At 70.6% G+C, this 22,965-nt stretch carries 24 protein-coding genes; 10 read left to right on the forward strand and 14 right to left on the reverse strand.

The features are described from left to right. Positions 1-44 precede the first annotated feature (44 nt). From J2S55_RS12050 to J2S55_RS12065, 4 genes are all read left to right on the forward strand, one after another. Complete coding sequence (locus J2S55_RS12050) at positions 45-401, forward strand: BlaI/MecI/CopY family transcriptional regulator (RefSeq protein ID WP_306859850.1); 357 nt, start codon at positions 45-47, stop codon at positions 399-401. Then, positions 398-1,324, forward strand: a complete 927-nt coding sequence (locus tag J2S55_RS12055; protein ID WP_306859852.1) for a M56 family metallopeptidase — start codon at positions 398-400, stop codon at positions 1,322-1,324. Before J2S55_RS12050 ends, J2S55_RS12055 begins: the two co-directional genes overlap by 4 nt. A 70-nt stretch (positions 1,325-1,394) precedes the next feature. Continuing rightward, complete coding sequence (locus J2S55_RS12060) at positions 1,395-1,922, forward strand: helix-turn-helix domain-containing protein (protein ID WP_306859854.1); 528 nt, start codon at positions 1,395-1,397, stop codon at positions 1,920-1,922. Positions 1,923-1,925: 3 nt separating this feature from the next. Then, positions 1,926-2,411 (forward strand): hypothetical protein, encoded by a 486-nt coding sequence (locus tag J2S55_RS12065; protein WP_306859856.1) that lies wholly within the window; start codon positions 1,926-1,928, stop codon positions 2,409-2,411. A gap of 262 nt (positions 2,412-2,673) precedes the next feature. On the opposite strand, the gene J2S55_RS12070 is transcribed toward J2S55_RS12065, so the two are convergent. Further along, complete coding sequence (locus tag J2S55_RS12070) at positions 2,674-3,384, reverse strand: VOC family protein (RefSeq protein WP_306859858.1); 711 nt, start codon at positions 3,382-3,384, stop codon at positions 2,674-2,676. A gap of 170 nt (positions 3,385-3,554) precedes the next feature. On the opposite strand from J2S55_RS12070, the gene J2S55_RS12075 reads away from it, so the two are divergent. After that, complete coding sequence (locus tag J2S55_RS12075; RefSeq protein WP_306859860.1) at positions 3,555-3,893, forward strand: DUF2516 family protein; 339 nt, start codon at positions 3,555-3,557, stop codon at positions 3,891-3,893. Positions 3,894-3,942: 49 nt separating this feature from the next. Beyond that, entirely contained in the window at positions 3,943-4,497 is a 555-nt protein-coding gene (locus tag J2S55_RS12080; protein WP_306859862.1) for a GNAT family N-acetyltransferase, read from the forward strand. Positions 4,498-4,750: 253 nt separating this feature from the next. On the opposite strand, the gene J2S55_RS12085 is transcribed toward J2S55_RS12080, so the two are convergent. Continuing rightward, positions 4,751-5,326 carry a DoxX family protein gene (locus tag J2S55_RS12085; protein WP_306859864.1) on the reverse strand — a complete coding sequence of 192 codons (576 nt, stop codon included), beginning with the start codon at positions 5,324-5,326 and terminating at the stop codon, positions 4,751-4,753. Positions 5,327-5,546: 220 nt separating this feature from the next. On the opposite strand from J2S55_RS12085, the gene J2S55_RS12090 reads away from it, so the two are divergent. Further along, positions 5,547-5,777, forward strand: a complete 231-nt coding sequence (locus J2S55_RS12090) for a hypothetical protein (protein ID WP_306859866.1) — start codon at positions 5,547-5,549, stop codon at positions 5,775-5,777. 32 nt (positions 5,778-5,809) lie between these two features. On the opposite strand, the gene J2S55_RS12095 is transcribed toward J2S55_RS12090, so the two are convergent. The 9 genes from J2S55_RS12095 to J2S55_RS12135 form a co-directional block, all read right to left on the reverse strand. Then, entirely contained in the window at positions 5,810-6,091 is a 282-nt protein-coding gene (locus J2S55_RS12095) for a metal-sensitive transcriptional regulator (RefSeq protein ID WP_306859869.1), read from the reverse strand. 62 nt (positions 6,092-6,153) lie between these two features. Further along, positions 6,154-7,512, reverse strand: a complete 1,359-nt coding sequence (locus J2S55_RS12100) for an MFS transporter (protein WP_306859871.1) — start codon at positions 7,510-7,512, stop codon at positions 6,154-6,156. Positions 7,513-7,655: 143 nt separating this feature from the next. After that, the gene (locus J2S55_RS12105) at positions 7,656-8,249 is read right to left on the reverse strand and encodes a MarC family protein (protein WP_306859873.1); all 594 of its coding nucleotides are present in this window, start codon (positions 8,247-8,249) and stop codon (positions 7,656-7,658) included. A gap of 224 nt (positions 8,250-8,473) precedes the next feature. Next, positions 8,474-10,696, reverse strand: a complete 2,223-nt coding sequence (locus J2S55_RS12110) for a heavy metal translocating P-type ATPase (RefSeq protein WP_306859875.1) — start codon at positions 10,694-10,696, stop codon at positions 8,474-8,476. A gap of 27 nt (positions 10,697-10,723) precedes the next feature. Then, entirely contained in the window at positions 10,724-11,719 is a 996-nt protein-coding gene (locus J2S55_RS12115) for a DUF8832 domain-containing protein (protein ID WP_306859877.1), read from the reverse strand. After that, positions 11,716-11,925 (reverse strand): heavy-metal-associated domain-containing protein, encoded by a 210-nt coding sequence (locus tag J2S55_RS12120; protein WP_306859879.1) that lies wholly within the window; start codon positions 11,923-11,925, stop codon positions 11,716-11,718. The genes J2S55_RS12115 and J2S55_RS12120 overlap by 4 nt, the downstream gene beginning before the upstream one ends. A gap of 26 nt (positions 11,926-11,951) precedes the next feature. Continuing rightward, complete coding sequence (locus J2S55_RS12125; protein ID WP_306859881.1) at positions 11,952-12,221, reverse strand: metal-sensitive transcriptional regulator; 270 nt, start codon at positions 12,219-12,221, stop codon at positions 11,952-11,954. Then, positions 12,214-12,732, reverse strand: coding sequence for a carboxymuconolactone decarboxylase family protein (locus tag J2S55_RS12130; RefSeq protein WP_306859883.1), 519 nt, complete (start codon positions 12,730-12,732; stop codon positions 12,214-12,216). Before J2S55_RS12130 ends, J2S55_RS12125 begins: the two co-directional genes overlap by 8 nt. Before the next feature lie 595 nt (positions 12,733-13,327). After that, the gene (locus J2S55_RS12135) at positions 13,328-13,537 is read right to left on the reverse strand and encodes a heavy-metal-associated domain-containing protein (RefSeq protein WP_306859885.1); all 210 of its coding nucleotides are present in this window, start codon (positions 13,535-13,537) and stop codon (positions 13,328-13,330) included. Positions 13,538-13,662: 125 nt separating this feature from the next. Here J2S55_RS12135 and J2S55_RS12140 point away from each other — a divergent pair, with 125 nt between their 5' ends. Beyond that, positions 13,663-14,820, forward strand: coding sequence for an NAD(P)/FAD-dependent oxidoreductase (locus J2S55_RS12140; RefSeq protein ID WP_306859887.1), 1,158 nt, complete (start codon positions 13,663-13,665; stop codon positions 14,818-14,820). Between the two features lie 267 nt (positions 14,821-15,087). Here the strand turns inward: J2S55_RS12140 and J2S55_RS12145 are convergent, their stop codons facing one another. Beyond that, complete coding sequence (locus J2S55_RS12145; RefSeq protein ID WP_306859889.1) at positions 15,088-17,658, reverse strand: heavy metal translocating P-type ATPase; 2,571 nt, start codon at positions 17,656-17,658, stop codon at positions 15,088-15,090. Positions 17,659-18,016: 358 nt separating this feature from the next. Here J2S55_RS12145 and J2S55_RS12150 point away from each other — a divergent pair, with 358 nt between their 5' ends. Together J2S55_RS12150 and J2S55_RS12155 are read left to right on the forward strand one after the other, a co-directional pair. After that, the gene (locus tag J2S55_RS12150; RefSeq protein ID WP_306859891.1) at positions 18,017-19,021 is read left to right on the forward strand and encodes a LacI family DNA-binding transcriptional regulator; all 1,005 of its coding nucleotides are present in this window, start codon (positions 18,017-18,019) and stop codon (positions 19,019-19,021) included. Beyond that, the gene (locus tag J2S55_RS12155; protein WP_306859893.1) at positions 19,008-20,423 is read left to right on the forward strand and encodes a serine/threonine-protein kinase; all 1,416 of its coding nucleotides are present in this window, start codon (positions 19,008-19,010) and stop codon (positions 20,421-20,423) included. The genes J2S55_RS12150 and J2S55_RS12155 overlap by 14 nt, the downstream gene beginning before the upstream one ends. Positions 20,424-20,596: 173 nt before the next feature. On the opposite strand, the gene J2S55_RS12160 is transcribed toward J2S55_RS12155, so the two are convergent. Continuing rightward, positions 20,597-21,448 (reverse strand): sugar ABC transporter permease, encoded by an 852-nt coding sequence (locus J2S55_RS12160; protein WP_306859895.1) that lies wholly within the window; start codon positions 21,446-21,448, stop codon positions 20,597-20,599. Between the two features lies 1 nt (position 21,449). Then, positions 21,450-22,964, reverse strand: coding sequence for an ABC transporter permease subunit (locus tag J2S55_RS12165; RefSeq protein WP_306859897.1), 1,515 nt, complete (start codon positions 22,962-22,964; stop codon positions 21,450-21,452). Position 22,965 lies beyond the last annotated feature (1 nt).

Raw genomic sequence — 22,965 nt, forward strand, 5'->3', positions numbered from 1 at the left:
CCCGTAGTACTACCCCTCGTGGTGCGGGAGTTAGGCTTGTTCTCGTGAAGGGTCTCGGCGAGCTTGAACGCAGCATCATGGACATCATCTGGGCACAGCCATCCGCGGTGACCGCGCGTGAGGTCGGGCGTCTGATCGCCGACCGGGACCTCGCGCCCACGACCGTGATGACCGTGCTCGACCGGCTGACCCGCAAGGGGTTCCTGCTACGGACCCGCGACGGGCGCGCCTGGCGCTACGAACCGGCCGAGAGCCGCGACGCATACATCGCTGAGCTTATGCTGGAAGCACTTGACCTGACCGGAGACCGGTCGGCCGCCCTTACCCGATTCGCCCAGGCCGTCTCCGGCAACGAGGCCGACATCCTGCGCAGAGCCCTGACGGAGCTGGAGGACGAGTGATAACCGCGGCAGCCCTGGCGATACTCGCCCTGGTCTGCGCGGTCGGAGCCTGGCGGTTCACGCGGGCGCGGTGGACTTACCGTGCCCCGCACGTGGCCATCGTCCTGTGGCAGGCGCTCGGCGTCACCTGGGGCCTGGCCGGGACCGGCGCGCTGCTCGCCTACGCCCTGGAGCCCTACGGCCAAGGGGTGCTGCACGGTCTGGCCGCCTTCGCCTCGGCCGCCTTCGACGGCGGGTACGGCCCGCCCGGACCTTACGATCTGCCGAGGATCGTGGCCCTCATCACCGGGCTGACCGCACTCGCCGTGCTCGTCGTGGTGCTCCTGACCGCGGGCGTGCAGACCTTCCGCGCCCGCCACCGCCACCGCACCCTGCTCGCCCTCATCGCCCGCGAGGACCCCGAGGTCCCCGGGGTGCGGGTGCTCGACCACCCGGGCGCCACCGCCTACTGCGTGCCCGGCCTCCGCTCCCAGGTCGTCGTCAGCGCGGGCACCCTGAAGCTGCTCTCCCCCGCCGAGCTGAGCGCGGTGCTCGCCCACGAGGCCGCCCACGTCCGCGAGCGGCACGACCTGGTGCTGCTGCCGTTCGCCGCGCTGCGCCGGGCGCTGCCCTGGTCGAGGCTCGTCGCGACCGTGCAGTACGAGGTCAGCCTGCTGGTGGAGATGGCCGCCGACGACGTCGCCCGCCGCTACTGCTCTCCCCGCCGCCTGGCCACCGCCCTGCTCCGCTTCGGTACGGCGGGCGCCGTGCCGACCCCGAACGGGGCGCTGGGCGCGGCGAGCTCGTCGGCGGCGGTGATGGCCCGGGTCGAGCGCCTCGTCACCCCGGGTCCCTGCCTGCCCCGCGGGGTCCGCTACAGCATCGTCGCCTTCTCCGTCACCCTCACGGTCTCGGCCCCGCTGCTCTGGCTGGTCCCGCACTGACCCCACCCACTGCTTGCAACCGTTAGCCGATGCGTTTGCAATTGCAAGCACTGTCGGGCAGACTGGAGGCATGGCACTACCCAAGGTCGGCTCGATCGGCGAATACATCCGCGAGCAGCGCACGCAGGCGAAGATCTCCCTGCGCCAGCTCGCCGCCGCGGCCGGGGTCTCCAACCCCTACCTCAGCCAGATCGAGCGGGGGTTGCGCAAGCCCAGCGCGGAGATCCTGAACCAGATCGCCAAGGGCCTGCACATCTCCTCGCAGGCGCTCTACGTCCAGGCCGGTCTCATCGAAGACCGCGAGCCGGACAGCGACGTGCTGACCGCGATCAGGGCCGACCATCTCATCACCGAGCGTCAGCGCCAGGTGCTCATCGACATCTACGAGTCGTTCCGCAAGGAGAACCGGGCCGGGACCCCGGACGGAGACGCGCAGACCTCCCAGAAAACGCGTTCCGCACCGGAGCCCCATGGGGGCGACGCCGGCTCCTCGCCGAACGGCGAGACGCCACTGCCCGAGGAATATCTCGCCGCGCTCAAGCCCTATGCGGCGCCTTCGGACAGCGGCCACGTCACACCGGAAACCAAGGAAGGTTAACCCATGACTCTCGCTACCGAAGTCAAGAAGCTCGCCGAGTCCAAGCCGTTCTACGCCGTCGCCGGCGCCGGCGACTTCGCGGTCGAGAAGCTCCGCGAGCTCCCGGAGCAGATCCAGAAGCTGCAGAGCCGCCGCGAGGAGATCCGCGAGGCCGCCAGGGACCTCCCCGAGAAGGCCAGGCTGTTCGCCGGCAAGGCCGAGGTCTACGCCAAGGACTTCGGCGACAAGGCCGAGGTCTACGCCAAGGACTTCCCGGAGAAGGCCCGCACCTACGCCGACCAGTTCACCGGCAAGGCCGTCGAGATCTACGAGGAGTTCGCCAGCCGCGGCCGCAAGGTCGTCTCCAAGGCGAGCGGCGAGGCGGCCCTGGAGCTGGAGGAGGTCTCCGAGGCGGCCGAGCCCGCGATCGCCACCCAGGCCACCAAGAAGAGCAGCCGCACCACGAAGACCACCTCCACCTCGAAGACCACCTCCACCCCGAAGGCCTGAGCTTCCTCACCCGGAGCCTGAGGCTCCGTCTCCGAAGGCCCGAGACTCCGTGCGCCGGCCCTCATCACGAGGGACCGGCGCACGCTCGCGTTCCGGTGGACGCCCGCGCTCCGGCGCACACCGCCGCCCCCGGCGGACCGCCCCCACGCCGCCACCGACGCCGGCCGTTCCCCGCGCATCCACGCTCCGGCGCACACCCCGCTCCCGAACGCTCCGGGCGGGCCGCCCCCACGCGGCCGCCGTCCCGCGGCGTGGCGCGGCGTCAGTCCCGGCCCTGCCAGGTGGTCACGCACGCCTCGTTGCCCTCGGCGTCCGCCAGCACCCAGAAGGAGGGCGCCGCGGCGTCGGACAGCAGCACCCCGCCCGCGGCCAGCGCGGCCTCGATGCGGTGGGGCGCCTCGTCGTGCGGGACCGAGACGTCGAAGTGGATCCGGTTGCGCTGCGGCCGCGGCGCGTCCATCTGCTGGAACCAGATCGCCGGCCCCTGGCCGACGGGGTCGACGAGCGGATCCTCCGCGCCCGACGCGCCCGCCTCGTCGCCGTAGCCCATCACCGCCTTCCAGAACGGGCGGACCGCGGCGATGTCGAGGGCGTCGATCGCGATCTCCAGGAGCTGGACCGACCGCGCCCCCTGGCCGCCGACCTCGGCGTCGGTGCGCAGCCCGAGCTCGCCGACGGCCCCGGAGATGCGCCGGGCGAGCTCGATCTCCAGCGGTGTCACGCGGGCGGCGGCCAGCGACTGCAGCGTGAGGACCACCCGGTCCCGGCGGACGTCCATCCACAGGCTCCCGTCGCCGTCGTCACCGGCGGCGGCCACCGCGCGCGCGGCGACGTCGGCCGCCTGCGCCAGCGACGCCACCGGCACCGACGCGCGCACGGCGCCCAGGACGTAGCGCCACCCCAGCCCGCCGACGGCGTCGGAGATCTCCTGCCGGCTGAGTCTCCTGCCGACATCCGCAACATTCTCTGTCATTCCGACATGATCGCAGCGATCCACGGCGGAGTCCGGGATACGGAGCCCCGAGCCCAGAGCCTGGAGCCTGGAGCCTGGAGCCTGGAGGGCATACGGCTCGGAGGCGACGCGGAGGGGGATTTCGGCGTTAGGCTGACAAGCACCAGTGAGGCGAGCGTTTTGGAGAGACGATGTTTCAGATCCACGGTGTTCTGGACCTGATCTTCTGGATCCTGGCCATCGCCGCCTTCATCATGTCGGCATGGGCGCTCGTGCACGCCCTGCGGACCCCGGCGCGGGCGTTCGCGGTCACCGGCAAGCAGAGCAAGAAGCTCTGGCTGGTCATCCTGGGGCTGGCCGCGCTGTTCTCGTTCGCCTCGGCCGTGGGTTACTTCGGGATCGGTCTCGGCCAGCTCAACCTCTTCGCCATCGCCTCCGTCATCGCCGCCGGGATCTACCTGGCGGACGTGAAGCCGGCCGTCAGCGAGATCGGCAAGGGCGGCAACCAGGGCCCCTACGGCCCCTGGTGAGAAAATCCGCTTGCCCGGCCGGAGCCGGGGCGGATAGACACTGCTGGTGATGTTCGCCAGCAAGCCCACCCTGTCCGGGGAGCGAGTGACGCTCCGCCCCGTCGGCCCCGAGCACGTCGACGGCCTCTGGGAGCTCGTCAACGATCCGGAGACCACCCGACTGACCGGGACGCACGGGAAGATCGACTACGCGGCCGCCGAGGTCTGGTACGGCTCGCGCGCCGCCCACGACGACCGGCTGGACCTGGCGATCTGCGCCGCCGAGGACGGCGCCTACGTCGGCGAGATCGTGCTCAACGAGCTCGACACGCACAATCTCTCCTGCAACCTGCGCATCGCCCTGGTCGGCCCCCGCGCGTTCGGCAAGGGCTACGGCACCGAGGCGATCCGGCTGGTGCTCGACCACGTCTTCACCACCACCGAGCTCCACCGGGTCAGCCTGGAGGTCTTCGACTTCAACGATCGGGCCGTCCACGTGTACCGCAAGGCGGGCTTCGTCGAGGAGGGCGTGCGCCGCGACGCCCTGCGCTGGGACGGCGGATGGCACCATTCGATCATGATGTCGGTGCTCGCCCCTGACTGGGCCGCCGTCCGGTCCGGGTGAGGGTCTCCCCTGACCGCGATGGCGGGCGGGAGGTCGAGAGGCCGGGCCGGTGGTCCCGGACTGTCCGGCCCCACCTTTCGATCTCGGTGAGGCGGGGCGACGGCCCGCTCGCTACCGGGCACACGACCTACGCGGCCGTCTCGGCGGCGGGCGCGGCGCCATTCCCGGAACCGCTCCGTGCCGCGCTGCGCGGGGGCCCGACCGGCGGTCGGATCATCAGGCCACCGGAGCACGCAGGTTCTGAACAGAGTGATCAGAATTGGACGTTGGTCATCGTGTACCACGTCGGAGCGAACACCAGCAGGGCCAGTGCGCCGAGGGCCGCGAACGACTTGAGTGCGCGTGAGGTGGTGATGACCGTGGGTGCGATGGGCCTCAGCTTCCACCGTCCGACCGCGATGAACGCCGCGACGCCTCCCAGCAGGAGATTCGCCGGCACCAATCCGTATTCGCCGCGCATGATGTGAAAACCAGCCGCGAGGATCATCGTCAGCGCCAGGCCGGCGGCGGCGAGCGGCGTCAGCTTCGGCTTGACCCCCGTCATCGCTGGCAGGATCAGGCCGATACCGCCAAGGACCTCACAGATCCCGATGAAGACGATCAGGGACTGCGGCACCGCGGCGTACCAGGCCACGGCCCGGGGCGCTGCCGCATACAGAGCTCCGTCGTACAACAGCACCTTGCCGAAACCGCTGCCGGCGAAGAAGAAGCCGAACAACACTTGAAGTGGCCAGAGCGCGCCGTTGAGCGTGAACCTCGTTCCGCGCCCCTTGGGCTGCTGCTCGATGTCCTTGGCGCCGAGCAGGTTCTCGCTGACGTGCAGGTCCATGTCCTGTCACTGCCTTTCTTGTCGGGATGGCCGGGGAACTCGCCGGTTCTGGCTGTTCCTCCGTCAGCACGTGGCGTTCGGTACGTGGTGACAGGACTCATCTGACCACCGCAGCGAGGTCGCACGCACCGTCCGTGGGACACGGTGGGACACGCGAGATGCGGTCCAGCTGCGGAAACAAGAATTTTTACGGTGACTGCGGGCTGGGACGGTACCCGCGGTGCGGGTATCGAGCGTCCAAGGCCACGTGATCCAGGCGGAAGGACTGTTCGGGCTCGGCCACCTGGCGGAGGCGGCGGCCGCCGGCGTGGATCTCGACGGGCTCCGGAGTCCTTCCGTCGCGATCCACGCCGTTCTGGCTCTCGTGTTCTGCTTCTGCCCTGCGCCCACGGGGCTGGCGGTGCACAGAGCGAAGGGGCTGATCAGGCTCGGTGCGCCCTTGACGGCGTAGGCGGCGGCACTCTCTCGATCCACTTCGAAGAATCAGGAACGGACAAGTCTTGCGATGGCGTCCGAGGCCTCCTTGATCTTCTCCTGGGCCTCGGGGCCGCCGTTCCTGGTGGCCTCGGCCACGCAGTGAGCCAGGTGCTCCTCCAGGAGGGAGAGGGCGAACGACTGGAGCGCACTGGTGGCCGCGGACACCTGGGTCAGGATGTCGATGCAGTATTTGTCGTCCTCGACCATGCGCTGCAGGCCGCGGGTCTGACCCTCGATCCGGCGCAGACGCCGGAGATGGTCTTGTTTGGTGTCGCCGTATCCAGCCATGTCCACTCCCTCTCCCTATCTCACTACCGTACCTCCCTGGGGTATCTGGGAGTGGGTTCTTCTCACCCAAGGGCTGCCGGCTGCGCCTCCTGCGCGACGGCCTTGGGCCGCCTCATGAACGCCACCGTGGCGACCGCGCCGATCGCCGCGACCACTGCCGCGCCGACGAAGGCCGCGTTGGTGGAGCCCTGGCCGGTGGCGATGGCCGTCATCACGGCCAGGCCGAGCGCGGAGCCCACGTTGTAGGTGGTGTTCACGATGCCGGAGGCCAGGCCCGCCTCTTCGGGCCGCACGCCGGACATGGCTGACATCATCGCGGGGATGTAGGCCAGCGACATGCCCACCGCCGCGATCAGGCTCGCGGGCAGCACATCGGTGACGAAGGATCCGTCCGCACTGATCAGGCTCAGACCGGCGATCCCCACAGCGAGGACGCCCAGGCCCAGCACGATGAGCGGCTTCGCGCCGAAGCGGCCGAGCAACCTGGCGGTGATGCCGACCATGAAGATCATGACGGCGACGGTCATGGGCAGCAGCGCCGCGCCGCTCGCGAAGGAGCCGTAACCGAGGGTCTTCTGCAGGTAGAGGTTGAGGAAGTACCACATCGGGATCCACGCGGCGCCCAGGAGTGCCATGGCCAGGTTGGCGGCGGTCAGGCCAGGGGTCTTCCAGATGGCGAGCGGCATGAGGGGCTCGCGGACCGAACGCTGGATGAGCAGGAAGGCGACCAGGAGAACGGCGGCGCCGGCGCCGGCGAGCCAGTCGGCGGTGACGATCGCGTAGACGGCGAGGGCGATGCCCGCGGTCACAGCGATCGCGCCGAGCCAGTCGACCGACCCGCGCTTGCCCTCGGTCCTGGGCAGCAGCGCAGGAATGGCGGCCAGCGTGGCCAGGCCGATCGGGATGTAGATGATGAACACCCAGGGCCAGCTCAGGTACTCGGTGATCACGCCGCCGAGGAAGACGCCTGCCGTACCGCCCGCGGGTGCGGCGGCGCCGTACAGGGACATGGCCTTGCCCAGCTCACGCGGGTTGTGCCCGAACAGCATCATCAGCAGCGTCATCGCGGCGGGGGCGATGAGGGCTCCGCCGACGCCCTGGACGGCGCGCCCCAGGATCTCCACCCACGCGGTGCCCGCCGCTGCGGCGATGACCGAGCCGGCGGTCAGGACGACCCAGCCGGTGGTGAAGATCTTGCGGGCGCCGACCAGGTCGGAGAGCTTGCCGCCCAGGAGCAGCAGGCCGCCGAAGGCGACGACGTAGGCGTTGAACACCCACTGCAGGCTGCTGTCGGTGAAGCCCAGCTCGCGCTGCATGTCCGGCAGGGCCACTCCGATGATGGACGTATCCATGATCACCATGAACTGTGCGGCGGCAAGCACGACGAGCGCCCACCACCGACGCGGATTAACGGTAGACACGACGTTCTCCTTTCACTTGATACCTGGGAGGGGTATCTGAGGTGCAAGGAACGTAACATACCCCCCAGGGGTAAGACAAGGTGGCGGCGGGCCGGTCCTGCCGGAGGCCCCGGTGGCCTCCGGCGTCGGGCCGCTGTATCGCCTCAGGTCCAGTGCAGGACTGCCCCGGCGACGAGCTCCACGGCTATCGCCGCGGCCAGAAGCCCCATGATCCGGGTGACCAGGTTGAGCCCGTTGTCCTTGAGCAGCCGCCCGATGAAGGGCGAGAAGTGCAGAGTCAGCCAGGTCAGCAGCAGTGCCGCCGCGAGGGCGAGGGCTACCGCCACCACGGCGGAGGCGCTTCCGGCCTTCTCCATGTAGAGCATGGTCGCCGCGATGGCGCCGGGTCCGGCCAGCAGGGGCGTGCCGAGCGGGACGAACGCCACGCCACCGCTCTCGGCCGCGGCGCGGTTGCGTGCGCAGTCCGCCTTGAGCAGGTCGAGTGCGATCAAGGCGAGCAGGGCGCCGCCGGCCACCTGGAGCGCCTGGAGCGAGATTCCGAGCGCGTCGAGGAGGCTCTTCCCGGCGACGGCGAAGACGGTCACGATTCCGGCGGCCACGAGCACCGAGACCCGGGCTGTTCTGCGCTGTCCCGATGGGCTCTGGTGCCGGGTGAGAGTGAGGAACACCGGGATGGCGGCAAGCGGGTCGAAGATGACGAGCAAGGTGACGAAGGCCTGCGTGAACAGGGCCGACATGATGGGCCTCCACGGGCGGGTCTGATGTGCCCCGCCCCTGGAGTCATCAGAGGGGCGGGATGGACTCGGCAGCCGTGGAGAAGCAGGGGACCGTCCAGCGCAGCCACACCGCGACCATGTCCGTCCCTCCTTTCGAGCAATCCGGTGGCCGGTGGCCCGGGATTCCCGGGCCACCGGCGTCTTGTCGCTTGAAACTGCGCAGGCTTACTTGGAGCTGCGCAGGCTTACTTGAAGCTGCGCAGGCGCAGGCTGTTGGTGACCACGAAGACGCTGGAGAAGGCCATCGCCGCTCCCGCGATCATCGGGTTGAGCAGGCCCAGCGCCGCGAGCGGCAGGGCGGCCACGTTGTAGGCGAAGGCCCAGAACAGGTTGCCCTTGATGGTGCCCAGCGTCCGGCGGGAGAGCCGGATCGCGTCGGCGGCCACTCGAAGGTCGCCGCGGACCAGGGTGAGGTCCGAGGCCTCGATCGCCGCGTCCGTCCCGGTGCCCATCGCCAGGCCGAGGTCGGCCTGGGCGAGCGCGGCGGCATCGTTGACGCCGTCACCCACCATCGCCACTGTCTTGCCCTCGGCCTGGAGCTTCTTGACGACGTCCACCTTGTCCTTGGGCAGGACCTCGGCGATCACCTCGTCGATGCCGACCTCGGCCGCGACGGTCTTGGCGACCGCCTCGTTGTCGCCGGTGAGCAGCACCGGGGTGAGGCCGAGAGCCCGCAGTTGCCGGATGGCCTCCTTGCTGGTCGGCTTCACCACGTCGGCCACCACGAGGATGGCCCGGGCCTTGCCGTCCCAGCCGACGGCGACCGCCGTACGGCCGGCCGCCTGAGCCTCCTGGAAGGCGCGCTCCAGCTCGACGGACAGGTGCTGCGACCACTCGGCCAGCAGCTTGGGCCGGCCGACCAGGACGGCATGGCCGTCCACGATGCCCTGGACGCCGAGGCCCTCGACGTTGGCGAAGTCCTCCACCGTGGCGGTGGACTGCGCGGCGCGGGCGATCGCCTGGGCGATCGGGTGCTCGGAGGCGTGCTCCAGGGCTCCGGCGAGCTTGAGGACCTCGTCGCGGTCCTCGCCCTCGGCCAGGTGCACGTCGGTGAGGGTCATCTTGCCCTCGGTCACGGTGCCGGTCTTGTCGAGGACGATCGTGTCGATCTTGCGGGTGGACTCCAGCACTTCCGGGCCCTTGATCAGGATGCCCATCTGAGCGCCCCGGCCGGTGCCGACCAGCAGCGCCGTCGGCGTCGCCAGGCCGAGCGCGCAGGGGCAGGCGATGATCAGTACGGCCACCGCGGCCGTGAAGGCGGCCGCCGCGCCGGACCCGGTGCCGAGCCAGAAGCCGAGGGTGCCGAGCGCCAGAGCGATCACGATCGGGACGAAGATGCCCGAGATGCGGTCGGCCAGCCGCTGGACCTGGGCCTTGCCGGTCTGGGCCTCCTCCACCAGCTTGGCCATCTGGGCCAGCTGGGTGTCGGAGCCGACGCGGGTGGCCTTGACGATCAGCCTTCCGCCCGCGTTGACGGTGGCGCCGGTGACAGGGTCGCCCTGCCGTACCTCCACCGGGACCGACTCGCCGGTCAGCATGGAGGCGTCGATGGCGGAGGTGCCCTCTTCGATCACGCCGTCGGTGGCGATCTTCTCGCCCGGGCGGACCAGGAAGAGGTCGCCGACGTTGAGCTGGTCGGTGGGGATCCGCCGGCCGTCGACGAGCTCGACCTCCTTGGCGCCCAGTTCGAGCAGGGCGCGCAACGCTGCTCCCGCGCGGCGCTTGGACCGCGCCTCGAAGTAGCGTCCGGCCAAGATGAACGCGGTCACACCGGCGGCGGCCTCAAGATAGATGTTGCCGGAGCCGTCACTGCGGGCAATCGTGAACTCGAACGGGTGCGTCATACCCGGTACGCCCGCCGTACCGAAGAACAGAGCCCACAACGACCAGCCGAGCGCGGCCAGCGTGCCCAGGGACACCAGGGTGTCCATGGTCGCCGCGCCATGCCGCAGGTTGGTCCAGGCGGCCTTGTGGAAGGGCCAGCCCGCATAGACCACCACCGGAGCGGCCAGCGTCAACGACAACCACTGCCAGTTGGTGAACTGCAGCGGGGGGATCATCGCCATCGCGATCACCGGAACGCTCAGCACCAGGCTCGTGATCAGGCGGTTGCGCAGCGGACGGAGCTCGTCCTCCGGCTCCTGGACCTCCTGGCCCGACTCCGCCTTCGGCGGGGCGGGGAGAGCCGCGGTGTAGCCGGCCGACTCCACTGTGGCGATCAACTGCTGCGGGTCGACGCCCTCGGGAAAGGTCACCTTCGCCTTCTCGGTGGCGTAGTTGACCGTCGCGGTGACGCCGTCCAGCTTGTTCAGCTTGCGCTCGATCCGGTTGGCGCAGGACGCGCAGGTCATGCCACCAATGGATAGCTCGATGGCGCCTTGGCGCTGGTCATCGGTAAGCGGAGACATCACCGCTCCTTTCTGTGCGTCCTGCTGTCAGTGCTTGTGGTCGTCGCCGTGCTCGGTGGAGCTGGGCGTGGGCTCCGCGCTCGGCTTCACGGTGGAGCCCTGTCCGGCGCCGAGGGTGAAGTCGGCGGTCCGGACCTTGCCCTCATGCTGGAAATCGAGGAAGAGCCGGTAGTCGCCGCGGCTGGGCACCTCGGCGTAGAAGACGATCTCCGGGCCGGGCTGGGTCTTGCCGTCGCCGGGCTCGCCGTCGGGGTGTACGTGGAGGTAGGCCAGGTCGCTGCCGCGCAGGGCCACCAGGTGCCCATAGGCGCCGAGGTAGGGCTGCAGGTCGGTGACCGGCTTGCCGTCCTTGCTGACCTTGAGGGTGAGCTTGCTCTGCTGTCCGGGGAGCAGTTCGCCGTCGAGGGTGACGGTGTAGCCGTCGACCTCGGACGTACGGCTGGCCGCGGGCAGCGCCTTGGGCGTGTAGTCGCCCGCGACAAGCAGGTCGCCGCCGAGTGTCAGGGCCTGACCGCCGGTCGGCGCGAAGTCGGCGAAGGCTCGGTAGGCCCCTGCCTCGGGCAGCGTCATCTTGACCGACCAGACGCCGCCGCCGGCCTCGACCGGGTGGAGATGCTGAAAGGTGCCCAGGTCACGCGAGACGACGATGAAGTGGAGCTTCTTGTCGTGCTGGACCTGGTAGTCGGTGACCGCCTTGCCGTCAGGGCCGGTCACGGTGAACTGGAAGTCTGTCGGCTCGCCCGGCTTGATCGCCGCGGTGAGCGGGGTGAAGGTATAGCCGTTCTCGGACACTTGGAGCCCCCCGGGGGTATTGCTCTTGGCCTGTTGCGCGGGAGCGGCGTGCTCTCCGTGGCCTGCGGTGGCCTGTGGAGCCGGAGTCGCCGCGGCGTGGTTGCCGCTGTCATGGCTCGGCTTCGCCGGCTCCCCGCTCAGCGGTCCGACGGCGTTGCCGAGCCCGAGCGCTCCACCGAAGACCACGGCGAGGCCTGCCACGTAGGCGCCGAGCTTCACTGCGGTGTTCATGGGTTCACCACTTCGTATCCGGCCGCCTCGACCGCGGCGCTGATCTGCGCCGCGTCGACCGGGCTCTCACTCGTCACGGTCAGCAGCCCGGTGGCCAGGTCGACTTCGACCTCGGCCACGCCGGCGACCTCGCCGACCTCCTCCTTGACGGAGCTGACACAGTGTCCGCAGGTCATGCCCTTAACGGTGTAGGTGGCGGTAGCCATGACAATCACCTCTCGTCTTGTGAGTCTTATGAACGGACCAGGCGCGCGATCGCGTCGGTCGCTTCCTTGATCTTGATGTCCGCCTCGACGCCGCCCTTCCGCGTCGCCTCCACGACGCAGTGGGCCATGTGCTCCCCCAGGAGGGCCAGGGAGAAGGACTGCAGGGCGCTGGTGGCCGCCGAGACCTGGGTCAGGACGTCGATGCAGTACTTGTCTTCGTCGACCATCCGCTGCAGTCCTCGCACCTGCCCCTCCACCCGGCGCAGTCGCCGCAGGTGAGCCGCTCTGTCATTCATCGGGCTCGAGTCCGATCAACAGGTTGAAGGCGCCGGTCAACAGGTTCAGCGACACCAGGCCGACGATCTCCGCGATCACCCGGTCGCTCCAGCCGTGGGCTCGCAGCTCGGCCACGTCCTCGTCAGAGAGGGAGGAAGGTTCGGCCAGCACCCGCACGGCCACGGCGATCAAGGCGGCCTCGCGCGCGTCGGTCGAGGTGCCCTGGCGAGCCAGCTCGATGTCCCCTTCGCTGAGCCCCGCCGCTCGCGCCGCCTTGGTGTGCGCCGACAAGCACATCGCGCAACCGATCCACTCCTGCACCGCGAGCGAGATCTTCTCGCTCAGCGGGCGGGGGATCTTCACCCGCTTGATCGCGCGGGAGAAGTCCAGGTAGCCCTGGAGCAGTGCGGGCGAGTGGGCCATCGTGGCCACCATGTCGCCCACCCCGCCGTGCCTGGCGACGATGTCACCCAGGATCTCGCGGGACTTGTCGGGGGCTTCTGACGGGTCAAGTGCTTGAAGGCGTCTCATCGTGTCCTCCTCATCTGCCGCTAACACTATACCCCTGAGGGGTATTCCGGAACCCCCCATGGGTATATCTGACTTGAACATGAGTGCTCGGTCCGTGGAGGGATCAGGAAGAACCGAGGCTGGGCCGTACCGGCCCCGCTGTGCTTGGCGCGGTTCATGTCGATCATCGACATCACCGTGGCGCAGGTCGCACCACCCGCGGGCGGCAGCGGACCGGAACTCGACCGAGAAGCCCTCACGTGGGTCATCACTGCCTGCACGCCGCGCTTCGGCGGACTCATGGCGCCGGGCGGCCGGCCGACGCCCTCGGCGCGCGGCGGACACTGCTCGCCGGACCGGCCGTCTTCACCGTGGCCTCATTGCTGCGCGGTCCGGCCCCGACCGGGCTCACCGCCGTCGGGACCGCGCCGATGACCCGCGTCCCGCCGGATTCGAACGCCTACGCCACCCTGCCGCCGGCTCTCTCCGTGCGGTCGCAGCCGGGAGTGCGGCGACCGTCTCGCCCCTCCCGGTGCCCGGCGGCGAGCCGGCTGCCGCCTCCGTCATCGGTGGCCGGGCGTCGGACCCGAGACATGCCGCGCCCGACGCCGGCCGGTCAGACCAGAACTACCTCGTACCCCGTCTCCTCGATGGTGTCCATGATGACGGCGTTGTCGATGGGGCTCTCCGTGGTCACGGTGACGTGACCGGTGGCGAGCTCGACGTCCACGCTGCTGACGCCTGCGACCGTGCTGATCTGGTTCTTCACCTTGGTGGCGCAGCCGTTGCACGTCATGCCCGTGACCTTGTAAGTGGCGGTGCTCATTCCGTCCTCCTTGTGAGGATACCCCCCATAGGTATCGCCCTGTGCACCATATGCCGATCTCCTCTCCGTGTACACGTGATCCACATCACATCCATTCATATACCCCGGTAGGGTACCTTCGCCCCATGAACCGAATCACTGTGGTTGGTGCGTCGCTGGCCGGGCTGCGAGCGGTACAGGCTCTTCGACGCGAAGAATTCGACGGCGAGGTCACGCTGATCGGCGCGGAGACCCATCTGCCTTACAACCGCCCTCCGCTGTCCAAGAGCGTCCTGCGGGGTGACGACGACGTCACGCTGCCAGGAGCCGAGGAACTTGGCGACCACTGGCTGCGGGGGCGCCGGGCCGCCGCCCTCGACACAGCCGACAAGATCGTCACGCTCGACGACGGCTCGGAGATCGGCTACGACGGGCTTGTCATCGCAACCGGCGCACGGCCGAAGCGGCTGGCTGAGCATCCTGCAGGCGTGCACACCCTGCGTACCATCGAGGACTCTCTGGCTCTCCGTGCCGAGCTGGAGGGAGGACCGCGGCAGGTCGTTGTGATCGGCGGCGGCTTCATCGGCGGTGAGGTGGCCTCCACCGCCCGGTCACTCGGCCACCAGGTGACTCTGATCGACAGTGCTCCCCATCCCATGCTCGCCACTGTGGGATCCGACACCGCGCTCTGGCTTGCCGCTCATCACCGTCGCAACGGCGTGGAACTGGTGTCCGGGGTCCGGGCGATCGGCTTCGAAGGTGAGACGCGGGTGGAAGGAGTACGGCTGAGCAACGGCGTGACCGTCCCCGCCGATCTCGTGATCGCCGGCATGGGCGTCGTGCCCAACACCGAATGGCTCGCGGGCAGCGGCTTGACCGTCGAGGACGGCGTGGTCTGCGAGCCGACCCTGTACGCCAAGGGGAGCACCGACGTCGTGGCGGCCGGGGACGTGGCCCGTTGGCCGCACGGCCTGTACGGCGACTCGCTGGTCCGGGTCGAGCATTGGGCGACGGCCAACGACCAGGGCGCGGTGGCCGCTCTCAACCTGCTGGCCGGGCCGGAGAACGCGAAGCCGTACGCGGACCTGCCCTCGTACGCCACACACGTGCACGGGGCCCGGATCCAGACGGCGGGTCTCCCGCACCTGGCCGACGAGGTCAGGGTGCTCGCGGGCTCGGTGGAGGAGGACAGCTTCGCGGTCGGTTTCGCTCGGGATGGTCGCCTGGTGGGCGCGGTGGCGGTCAACGCCCCCAAGGAGCTGATCCGCCTCAAGCGCCGGGTTGTCGCCGGTGAAGCTCTCTAGCTCCGCGTCTACGATTGGTGGCCACGTCCGCCGCGGACCTTGTTCAGCGGCTCCGGCTGCCTGGAGCAGGAGCAGTCGAGCACCTCGCGGGGATCTTCCGCGCTGTCCAGCACTTTGTGCGCCTTGATTCGAGACAGGTCCGCGATACGGCGGGCAAGGCTCATCCCGGTCCTCCTGCTCAGATCGGGTGGGCACTCCCGAACGGAAACCCCGTTGTGAACCCCAGTGCGCCCTCGGCATCGGAGGGGGACGTCTCTTTGGTCCCGATCACGCCCGGGTGCTCTCGCCCGGTGGCGACTCGGCGGGGACGGGCAGGTGAAGCCCCTTGAGGGCGAGAGCGTTGACGGCGACGATGACGCTGGAGCCGGACATGGACAGGGCAGCGATCTCGGGGCGCAGCACCAGGCCGAACGCGGGCTCGAACACGCCCGCGGCAACGGGCAGGGCGACGGTGTTGTAGCCGATCGCCCAGCCCAGGTTCTGGCGCATCTTGCGCAGGGTGCCGCGACCGATGCGCAGTGCGGTGGGCACGTCGAGGGGGTCGGAGCGCATGAGCACGACGTCGGCGGTCTCGATGGCCACGTCCGTGCCGGCGCCGATGGCGACGCCCAGGTCGGCCTGGGCGAGCGCGGGGGCGTCGTTGACACCGTCGCCGACCATGGCGACCCTGCGGCCCCCGGCCTGCAGTTCGGCGATCCTGGCTGCTTTGTCTCCGGGAAGCACCTCGGCGATGACGGTGTCGATGCCCAGCCGCTGCGCGATCCGCCGCGCGGTGGCGGCGTTGTCGCCGGTGAGCATGACCACTTCGACGCCGAGGTCGTGCAGGGCGGCCACCGCCGCCGCCGAGGTCTGCCGGGGTGCGTCGGCGATGCCGATCACCCCGGCCGCGACGCCGTCGACCGCGACCATGACGGCCGTGCGGCCGCCGGCGGCCACCTCGTCCCGGCGCGCATCGAGCGTGCCGACATGCACGCCTTCGCGCTCCAGCAGGCGCCGGTTGCCCACCGCCACCCGGCGCCCGGCCACGTCGGCGACGGCACCGTGGCCGGGCACGTTCTCGAACCGCCCGGCCTGCACCGCCTCCAGACCGCGATCGTCGGCGTGACCGACGATCGCCTCGGCCAGCGGGTGCTCGGACTCCCGCTCGACCGCGGCCGCCAGTCGCAGCAGCTCATCAGCGGCGATCCCTTCGGCGATGACGTCGGTGACCTCCGGCTCGCCCCTGGTCAGGGTGCCGGTCTTGTCCATCACCACGACCTGGACGCGGGCGGAGGTCTCCAGCGCCATCGCGTTCTTGAACAGCACACCCCGCTTGGCGCCGAGCCCGGTACCGACCATGATCGCAGTAGGGGTCGCGAGGCCGAGCGCGTCCGGGCAGGTGATGACCACGACGGTGATGGCGAACAGGATCGCCACCCCGAACGGCGCGTCGGCGAGCAGGGACCAGGCGGCGAAGGTGAGCGCGCCGCCGATCAGCGCGACGAAGACCAGCCAGAAGGCCGCCCGGTCGGCCAGCCGCTGCCCGGGGGCTTTGGAGTTCTGGGCTTGCTGCACCAGCTTGACGATCTGCGCCAGAGCGGTGTCGGCACCCACCTTGGTGGCCCGCACCCGTAGCGTGCCGTTGCGGTTGATCGTGGCGCCGATGACGGCGGATGCCGGTTGCTTGTGCACCGGCAGGCTCTCGCCGGTGACCATGGACTCGTCCACCTCGCTGTCGCCGTCCTCGACGACCCCGTCGACCGGGATCTTCGCCCCGGGGCGGACCAGCAGCAGGTCGCCGGCGACGACCTCGGCGGTGGGCACCTCGACCGGCCGGCCGTCGCGCACGACGACCGCCTTGGGCGGGGCCAGATCCAGCAGGGTGCGGATGGCGTCGTTGGCGCCGCCGCGGGCCCGCATCTCGAACCAGTGGCCCAGCAGCACGAAGGCGGCCAGCACGGTGGCGGCCTCGTAGAAGACCTCGCCGCCGCCGGTGAGGGTCACGATCACCGAGTACAGCCAGCCCGCGCCGACCGCCACCGCGACCAGCACCATCATGTCCAGCGTGCGGGCCCGCAGCGCGCGCACCGCCCCGGTGAAGAAGATCCAGCACGAGTAGAGGATCACCGGCAGGCTGAGCAGCAGCGCCCACACGTCCCGGCGCAGCCCGAACGGCACCGGCAGGTTCAAACCGAGCACCTCGGTACCGATCGGCGACCAGGCCACGATCGGGATCGAGAACAGCAGCGCCACCAGGAACCGGTTGCGCATGTCGGCCACCATCGCCGCCATCGACATCCCGCCGTGCCCCGTCATCTCGTGCGCGGAAGGCGCGGTCCGCGTCCCGCCGTGACCGGCGTGATCGGCCGGCACCGCGCGACCGGCGGGCGCTTGACGGACGGCGGTCCCGGAACCGGCCGCGGTCCCGGAACCGGCCGCGGTCCCGGAACCGGCCGCATCCCCTGCGGGCCCCGCGCGCGCACCGTCGCCGCGGACGGGCCGCTGCGGCAGCACGGCGGTGTCCGCGGAGGCCGTCAAAAGCCCCGCGGGGCCGGACACCGGCGGGTCAGGCTCGATCATCGGGTCGCAGATGTGGGAGGGCACCGACTGGCCGGCGCAGTGGTAGCCGCACTCGATCACCCACGTGCGCAACTCGGCCAGGCAGGTGCGGGCCGGGTCGAACACCACGGTCGCCGTCTGGGCCACCGGGTTGACCTCCACCTGCAGCACCCCGGGCCTGCGGCCGAGCACGGCCACCACGACGTTCTGCTCCGAGGCCCACCGCAATCCGCTGACGTCCAGGATCGCGGTGCTGTGTTCCTTGCCGCCGCCGCGGCGGGCGTGGAGATGATCCGTCACGGTCGGCCTCCCGGCGGCTTGTTCGGTCCCTCACCTCTCACGGTGGGTGCACGCACCCGGCGGGCATAGGGCCGATCGGCACACACGGATAAGGACCAACGCCTCCAAAGCCTCGGCCCGTCCGGGCAGGTCGGCAACGTCCGTGAAGCCGTTGCCGCAGCACCCGCCGGAGCCTGGTCGCCGCCGCGGCGACCGCAGCGCGGGGCCTGCCGGAAAAATCATGCTTCCCTGACAGCTGTCAGAGTGAACTTGACTCACATGTGGTGATTTTTCGGAAACATCTTTTGACACTTCTGAAACAATGCTACGTTCACTGGGAGCGCTCCCACCTGTGCGGCATCTTGGTGTGGAGGAAGTTATGTCTGATCTACCCACACTTGCCCAGGTCGCGGCAGAAGCAGGGGTCTCCCCTGCGACCGCCTCCCGGGTACTCACCGGTTCAGTCAGGGTCAGCACATCGACCCGCAGGCAGGTGCATGACGCGATCTCGCGTCTCGGTTATGTACGGCACCGCGCGCCCCGGGGCGGGGCCGGCCGCCGGTCCGACCAGGTCGTGGCCGTCGTGGTCTGCGAGCCCGCACACCGGCTGTTCACCGAGCCTTTCTACGCGAGGATGATCACGGCGGCGGAGGAGGTGCTCACCGGCCACGGCGTGCCGCTCGCGGTGATGACGGCCACCGCCGCTACCGCCACCATCGCCACGCCCCCGCTCGTCGCCGGAGGGGTCGACGGCGTCCTGCTGATCGGCGCGCGGGACCGGCATCCGCTCGCGGTGACCCTGGCCGCCTCCGGCATCCCCGTACGGAGCGCGGGCCGCCCGCCGGACGGCATCGACATACCGCACGTCGACATGGACAACCGCGACGGCGGCAGGCAGGCGGCCGAGCACTTCCTCCTCGGCGGCCGGCGGGCCGTCGGCGTCATCGCCGGGCCGCCCGGCCTACCCGCGGCACGGGACCGGCTCGACGGCTTCGTGCAGACCCTCGCCCTGGCCGGGATGACCGGCGTGCCGGTGGCCTACGGCGACTTCACCCACTCCTCGGGGGTGCACGGCATGCAGTGGCTGCTGCGCCGGATGCCGCACGTCGACGCCGTGTTCGCCGCCTCCGACGTGATGGCCGCGGCGGCCATCCAGACCCTGCGCCGCACCGGGCGCCGGGTGCCCGAGGACGTGGCCGTGATCGGCTTCGACGACGCCCCCGTCGCCCGGCGGACCTCTCCCCCGCTCACCACCGTCCGCCAGCCCGTGGAGGAGTTCGCCGCGCTCGCCACCCGGCTGCTGCTGCTCTCGATGACCTCGTCCGACGCCCCCGGGAACAACCCGATGCTCCCCACCGAGCTGGTGGTCCGTGAGTCCGCCTGAGCCCGGCGGACTCCGCGCGGGAGAGGTGCTCACCCGCCGGTACCTGCTGCTGGAGCCCATCGCGTCGGGCGGCATGAGCGTCATCTGGCGGGCCTTCGACCAGTCCCTGCAGCGGCTGGTCGCGGTCAAGGTGCTGGACGGCGAGATCGGCGCCGACCGCGGGGGCCGCGAACTCATCCGCCGCGAGGCCCGCGCCACCGCGCGGCTCATCCACCCCGACGCGATCGAGGTCTACGACTACGGGGAGACGGTGACCCCGCACGGCCGTCTCGCCGCCTACGTGGTGATGCGGCTGCTTGAGGGGCGCCCGCTGTCCGACCGGATCACCGAGGGCCCGCTGCCGTGGGCGGAGGCGGCACTGATCGCCGCCCGGCTGGCCAACGTGCTGGCCGCCGCCCACGAGCGGGGCATCGTCCACCGGGACGTCACCGCCGAGAACGTGCTGCTGACCGCGTCCGGCGCCAAGCTGCTCGACTTCGGCATCGCGGCGTTCATCGGGGAGGACGGCGAGGACGGCGCCTCCGACTACGGCACGCCCCCCTATGTCGCCCCCGAGCGGCTGACCGGCAGGACCGCCGACCCGGCGAGCGACGTCTACGCGCTCGGCGTGCTGCTGTTCGAGATGCTCACCGGCAGCACGCCGTACCCGGAGCGGACCTGGGAGGAGATCGAGAGCGTCCGGCGGGTGGGGCCGCCGCCCGCCGCCTGCGCCCCGGGGCTGCCCGCCGAGGTCGCCGCGCTCTGCGCGAGCTGCCTCTCCCCGGAGCCGGAGAACCGGCCGAAGGCCCAGGAGACGGCCGCCGCCCTCGCCAAGGCGCTCGCCGGGGGCCGCCGGGGCACGGGCACCCTGGTCATGCGCTGGACGGTGATGGCGGCGGGCGCGGTGCTGGTCGCCGGGGCTCTGGCGTGGAACCAGCTCACCACCGTCCTGGGCCCCGGCACGGCGCTGGGCACCGCGCCGGCCACCGCGCCCACCACGACCCTGGGCCCCACCCCGGCCGCCCCCGCGCCCACCACCACCCTCGCCCCCACCGCGCGCCCCGACCCGGCCGCGACCTCCGGCCGGGGCCGCGACCTGCCCGTCCCCCGGACGGTCGAGACGGAGCACGCCCCGCGGACGCCCCCGTGGGTGAAGGTGATCCGATCGTCGGTGCCGAGCCTCGGCCAGAGCGTGCGGCGCTTCAACGCGCTGCTGGCCGAGGGTGAGGACAAGGGCGGGATCCGCCCCGACGTGGCGCTGGACCTGCGACAGGTGCTGGCCGACAGCGTCTGCTGCTCCCGCGATCTCACCACGGTCCGGGGGAAGATCGCCGACCGGCACCGGGAGGGCTCCCTGTCCGACGAGTTCCGCCAGGCCTTGGAGTCGCAGCTCCAGCTCGTGGCGGTCGCACTGGCCGGGTGAACCGCCGGACGGGACCGCGTTCGGTGCGGACCACGTTCGGGGTGGATCGCGTTCGGGAGTGGACCACGTTGCGGACCACGTTCGGGGTGGACCACGTTCGGTGCGGACCACGACACCCCCGCGGTCTGATCCGCGTATCCGGAATCAGACCGCGGTCCGGCGGCTCCCGGCGGTCAGCTCTTGACCGCCCCGCTGGTCAGGCCGCTGACGATGAAACGCTGCAGGAACTGGAAGAGCACGAGCACCGGCAGCGCGCCGATCAGCGCGCCGGCGGCGAACACCCCCCAGTTCTGGCCGAGCTTGTAGGAGACGAGCTGGTACAGGCCGACCGCGAGCGTCTGCTGGTCGGGATCGGTCAGCACCAGTCCGGCGATGACGAAGTCGTTGAGCGTCGCCACGAACGAGAACAGCGCGACGACGACGAGGATCGGCGCGACCAGCGGCAGCAGCACGCGGAAGAAGACCTGGGCGTGCGAGGCCCCGTCGATCTGCGCGGACTCGTCCAGCTCCTTCGGAACCGTGTCGAAGAAGCCCTTCATCAGGTAGGTGTTCACGCCGAGCGCGCCCCCCAGATAGACCATGACCAGGCCGAGCCTGCTGCCCAGGCCGATCGCCGGGAAGACCTCCTTGAGCTCCGACAGCAGCAGGAAGATCGCCACATAGGCGAGGAGCTGCGGGAAGAGCTGGACGAACACGAGTCCGAGCAGTCCGGCCCGGCGGCCCCTGAACCGGAAACGGGAGAAAGCGTAGGCCGCGCAGGCGCCGAGGAAGACCGACCCCGCCGCCGTGGTCACGCCGACGGCCATCGAATTGGCGAACCAGCTTCCGAACGGATGCAGCGGATCGGTGAAGAGGGTCCGGTAGTGCTCCGCCGTCGGGTCGGCGAACAGGTCGTTGGACCCGGTCAGTGTGCCGCTCGGGTTGACCGAGGCGGCGGCCACGAACACCAGCGGGAACAGCGCCACGACGACGGCGGCGGCTCCGACGAGGTGACGCCAGCCGTACCTGAGGAACCAGCGGCCCATCTCAGCTCGCCTCCAGCCTGCGCGCCCGGCGGAACCCGGCGAGCGAGATCGCCGCGATGACGGCGAAGATGAGGATGGAGACCGCGCACGCCAGCCCGTAGTTCCGGGCGCTGCCGCCGAAGGCCAGCTTGTAGACCAGCGAGATGAGCAGGTCGGTCGAGCCGACGTCGACGGGCGACCGGGCGTCCCTGGGCCCGCCGCCGGTGAGCATGTAGATCACGTTGAAGTTGTTGAAGTTGAACGCGAAGGTCGCGACCAGCACCGGCGTGGTCGAGGCCAGCAGCATCGGCAGCTTGATCTCGCGCAGCACCCGCCACGGGCTCGCGCCGTCGATCTGCGCGGCCTCGGTGAGCGCGGGCGGGATGGCCTGCAGCGCGCCGGTGCAGATGAGGAACATGTACGGGAAGCCGATCCAGACGTTGACGGCCAGCACGCTGAGCTTGGCCAGCCAGGGGTCGGTGAGCCAGGGCAGGTGGCCGCCGCCGAGCAGCACCGCGTTGACGAAGCCGTGGTCGGGGTTGAGCAGGCCCTGCCAGAGGATGGCGGCCATGAAGGCGGGGAAGGCGTAGGGCAGCACCAGCAGCGAGCGGTAGACCCGCAGCCCCCGCAGCTCCGGCCGGCCCAGCACCAGGGCCAGGCCGAGCCCGATGGCGAAGGTCAGGCCGACGGAGAGCCCGGCGAAGGCGAAGGTCCAGACGAGGACGCCGAGGAACGGCGCCCTGATGCTCGGATCCGTCAGGACGGTGAGGAAGTTCTCGAACCCCACGAACACCTTCCATCCCGGGCTGAGCACCGCGCCGCCCGGCGCCGCGAACCGGCCGTGGCCGTCGTCGCGGTAGGTCACGCCGGTGCGCGGGTCGGTGACGGTGTCGGCGCGTCCGTCGTAGCGGAGCGTCGAGCGGTACAGCGCGGCGGTCACCGCGTCGGACGTGCGCAGGTTTCCCTCACCGGGGACGGGCACGCGCAGCGCGGTGATCTCGGCCTGCCTCGCGACGATCTCGCCGTAGGGCAGCGTCCGCCACCCGCCGGCCCCCGCGACGCCGCCGCCCGGGGCCGCGACCGGTTCCAGCGGCCGTACGGCGGAGCCGACCCGGGCGCCACCCGGCCCGTCCACCAGGAAGCCGAGCTCCCCGTCGCGCTCGACCACCCTGATCGGCCGGGCGGTGGCGCCGGGGACCCGGGTCTCGCTCGCGGCCAGGATCGCCGCGACGGCGTCCTGCTTGGTGCCGTTGTGCCCGTCGCCGTAGTTCGTGAACGCGGCGTAGCCGGTGTAGAGGACGACGTAGACCTGGTAGACGAGCAGCAGGATCACCCCCGGCGCGAGATACTTCGCCGGGACCCGCCGGCTGCCCAGGTAGATCACGTTGACCGCGGCCGTGCCCACGAGCATCGCGGCGAACAGCCACCACGACCGCCGGCCGCCCAGCGCCACCAGCCCGTAGACCGCGAGCGCGTCGACCACGCCGAGGACGGCCAGCTTGGCCACCACCGCGCCGCTGAGAGTACGTGCCGCCATC

This window comes from Streptosporangium brasiliense, from assembly GCF_030811595.1.
In the GTDB taxonomy this organism is placed as follows: Bacteria; Actinomycetota; Actinomycetes; order Streptosporangiales; family Streptosporangiaceae; genus Streptosporangium; species Streptosporangium brasiliense.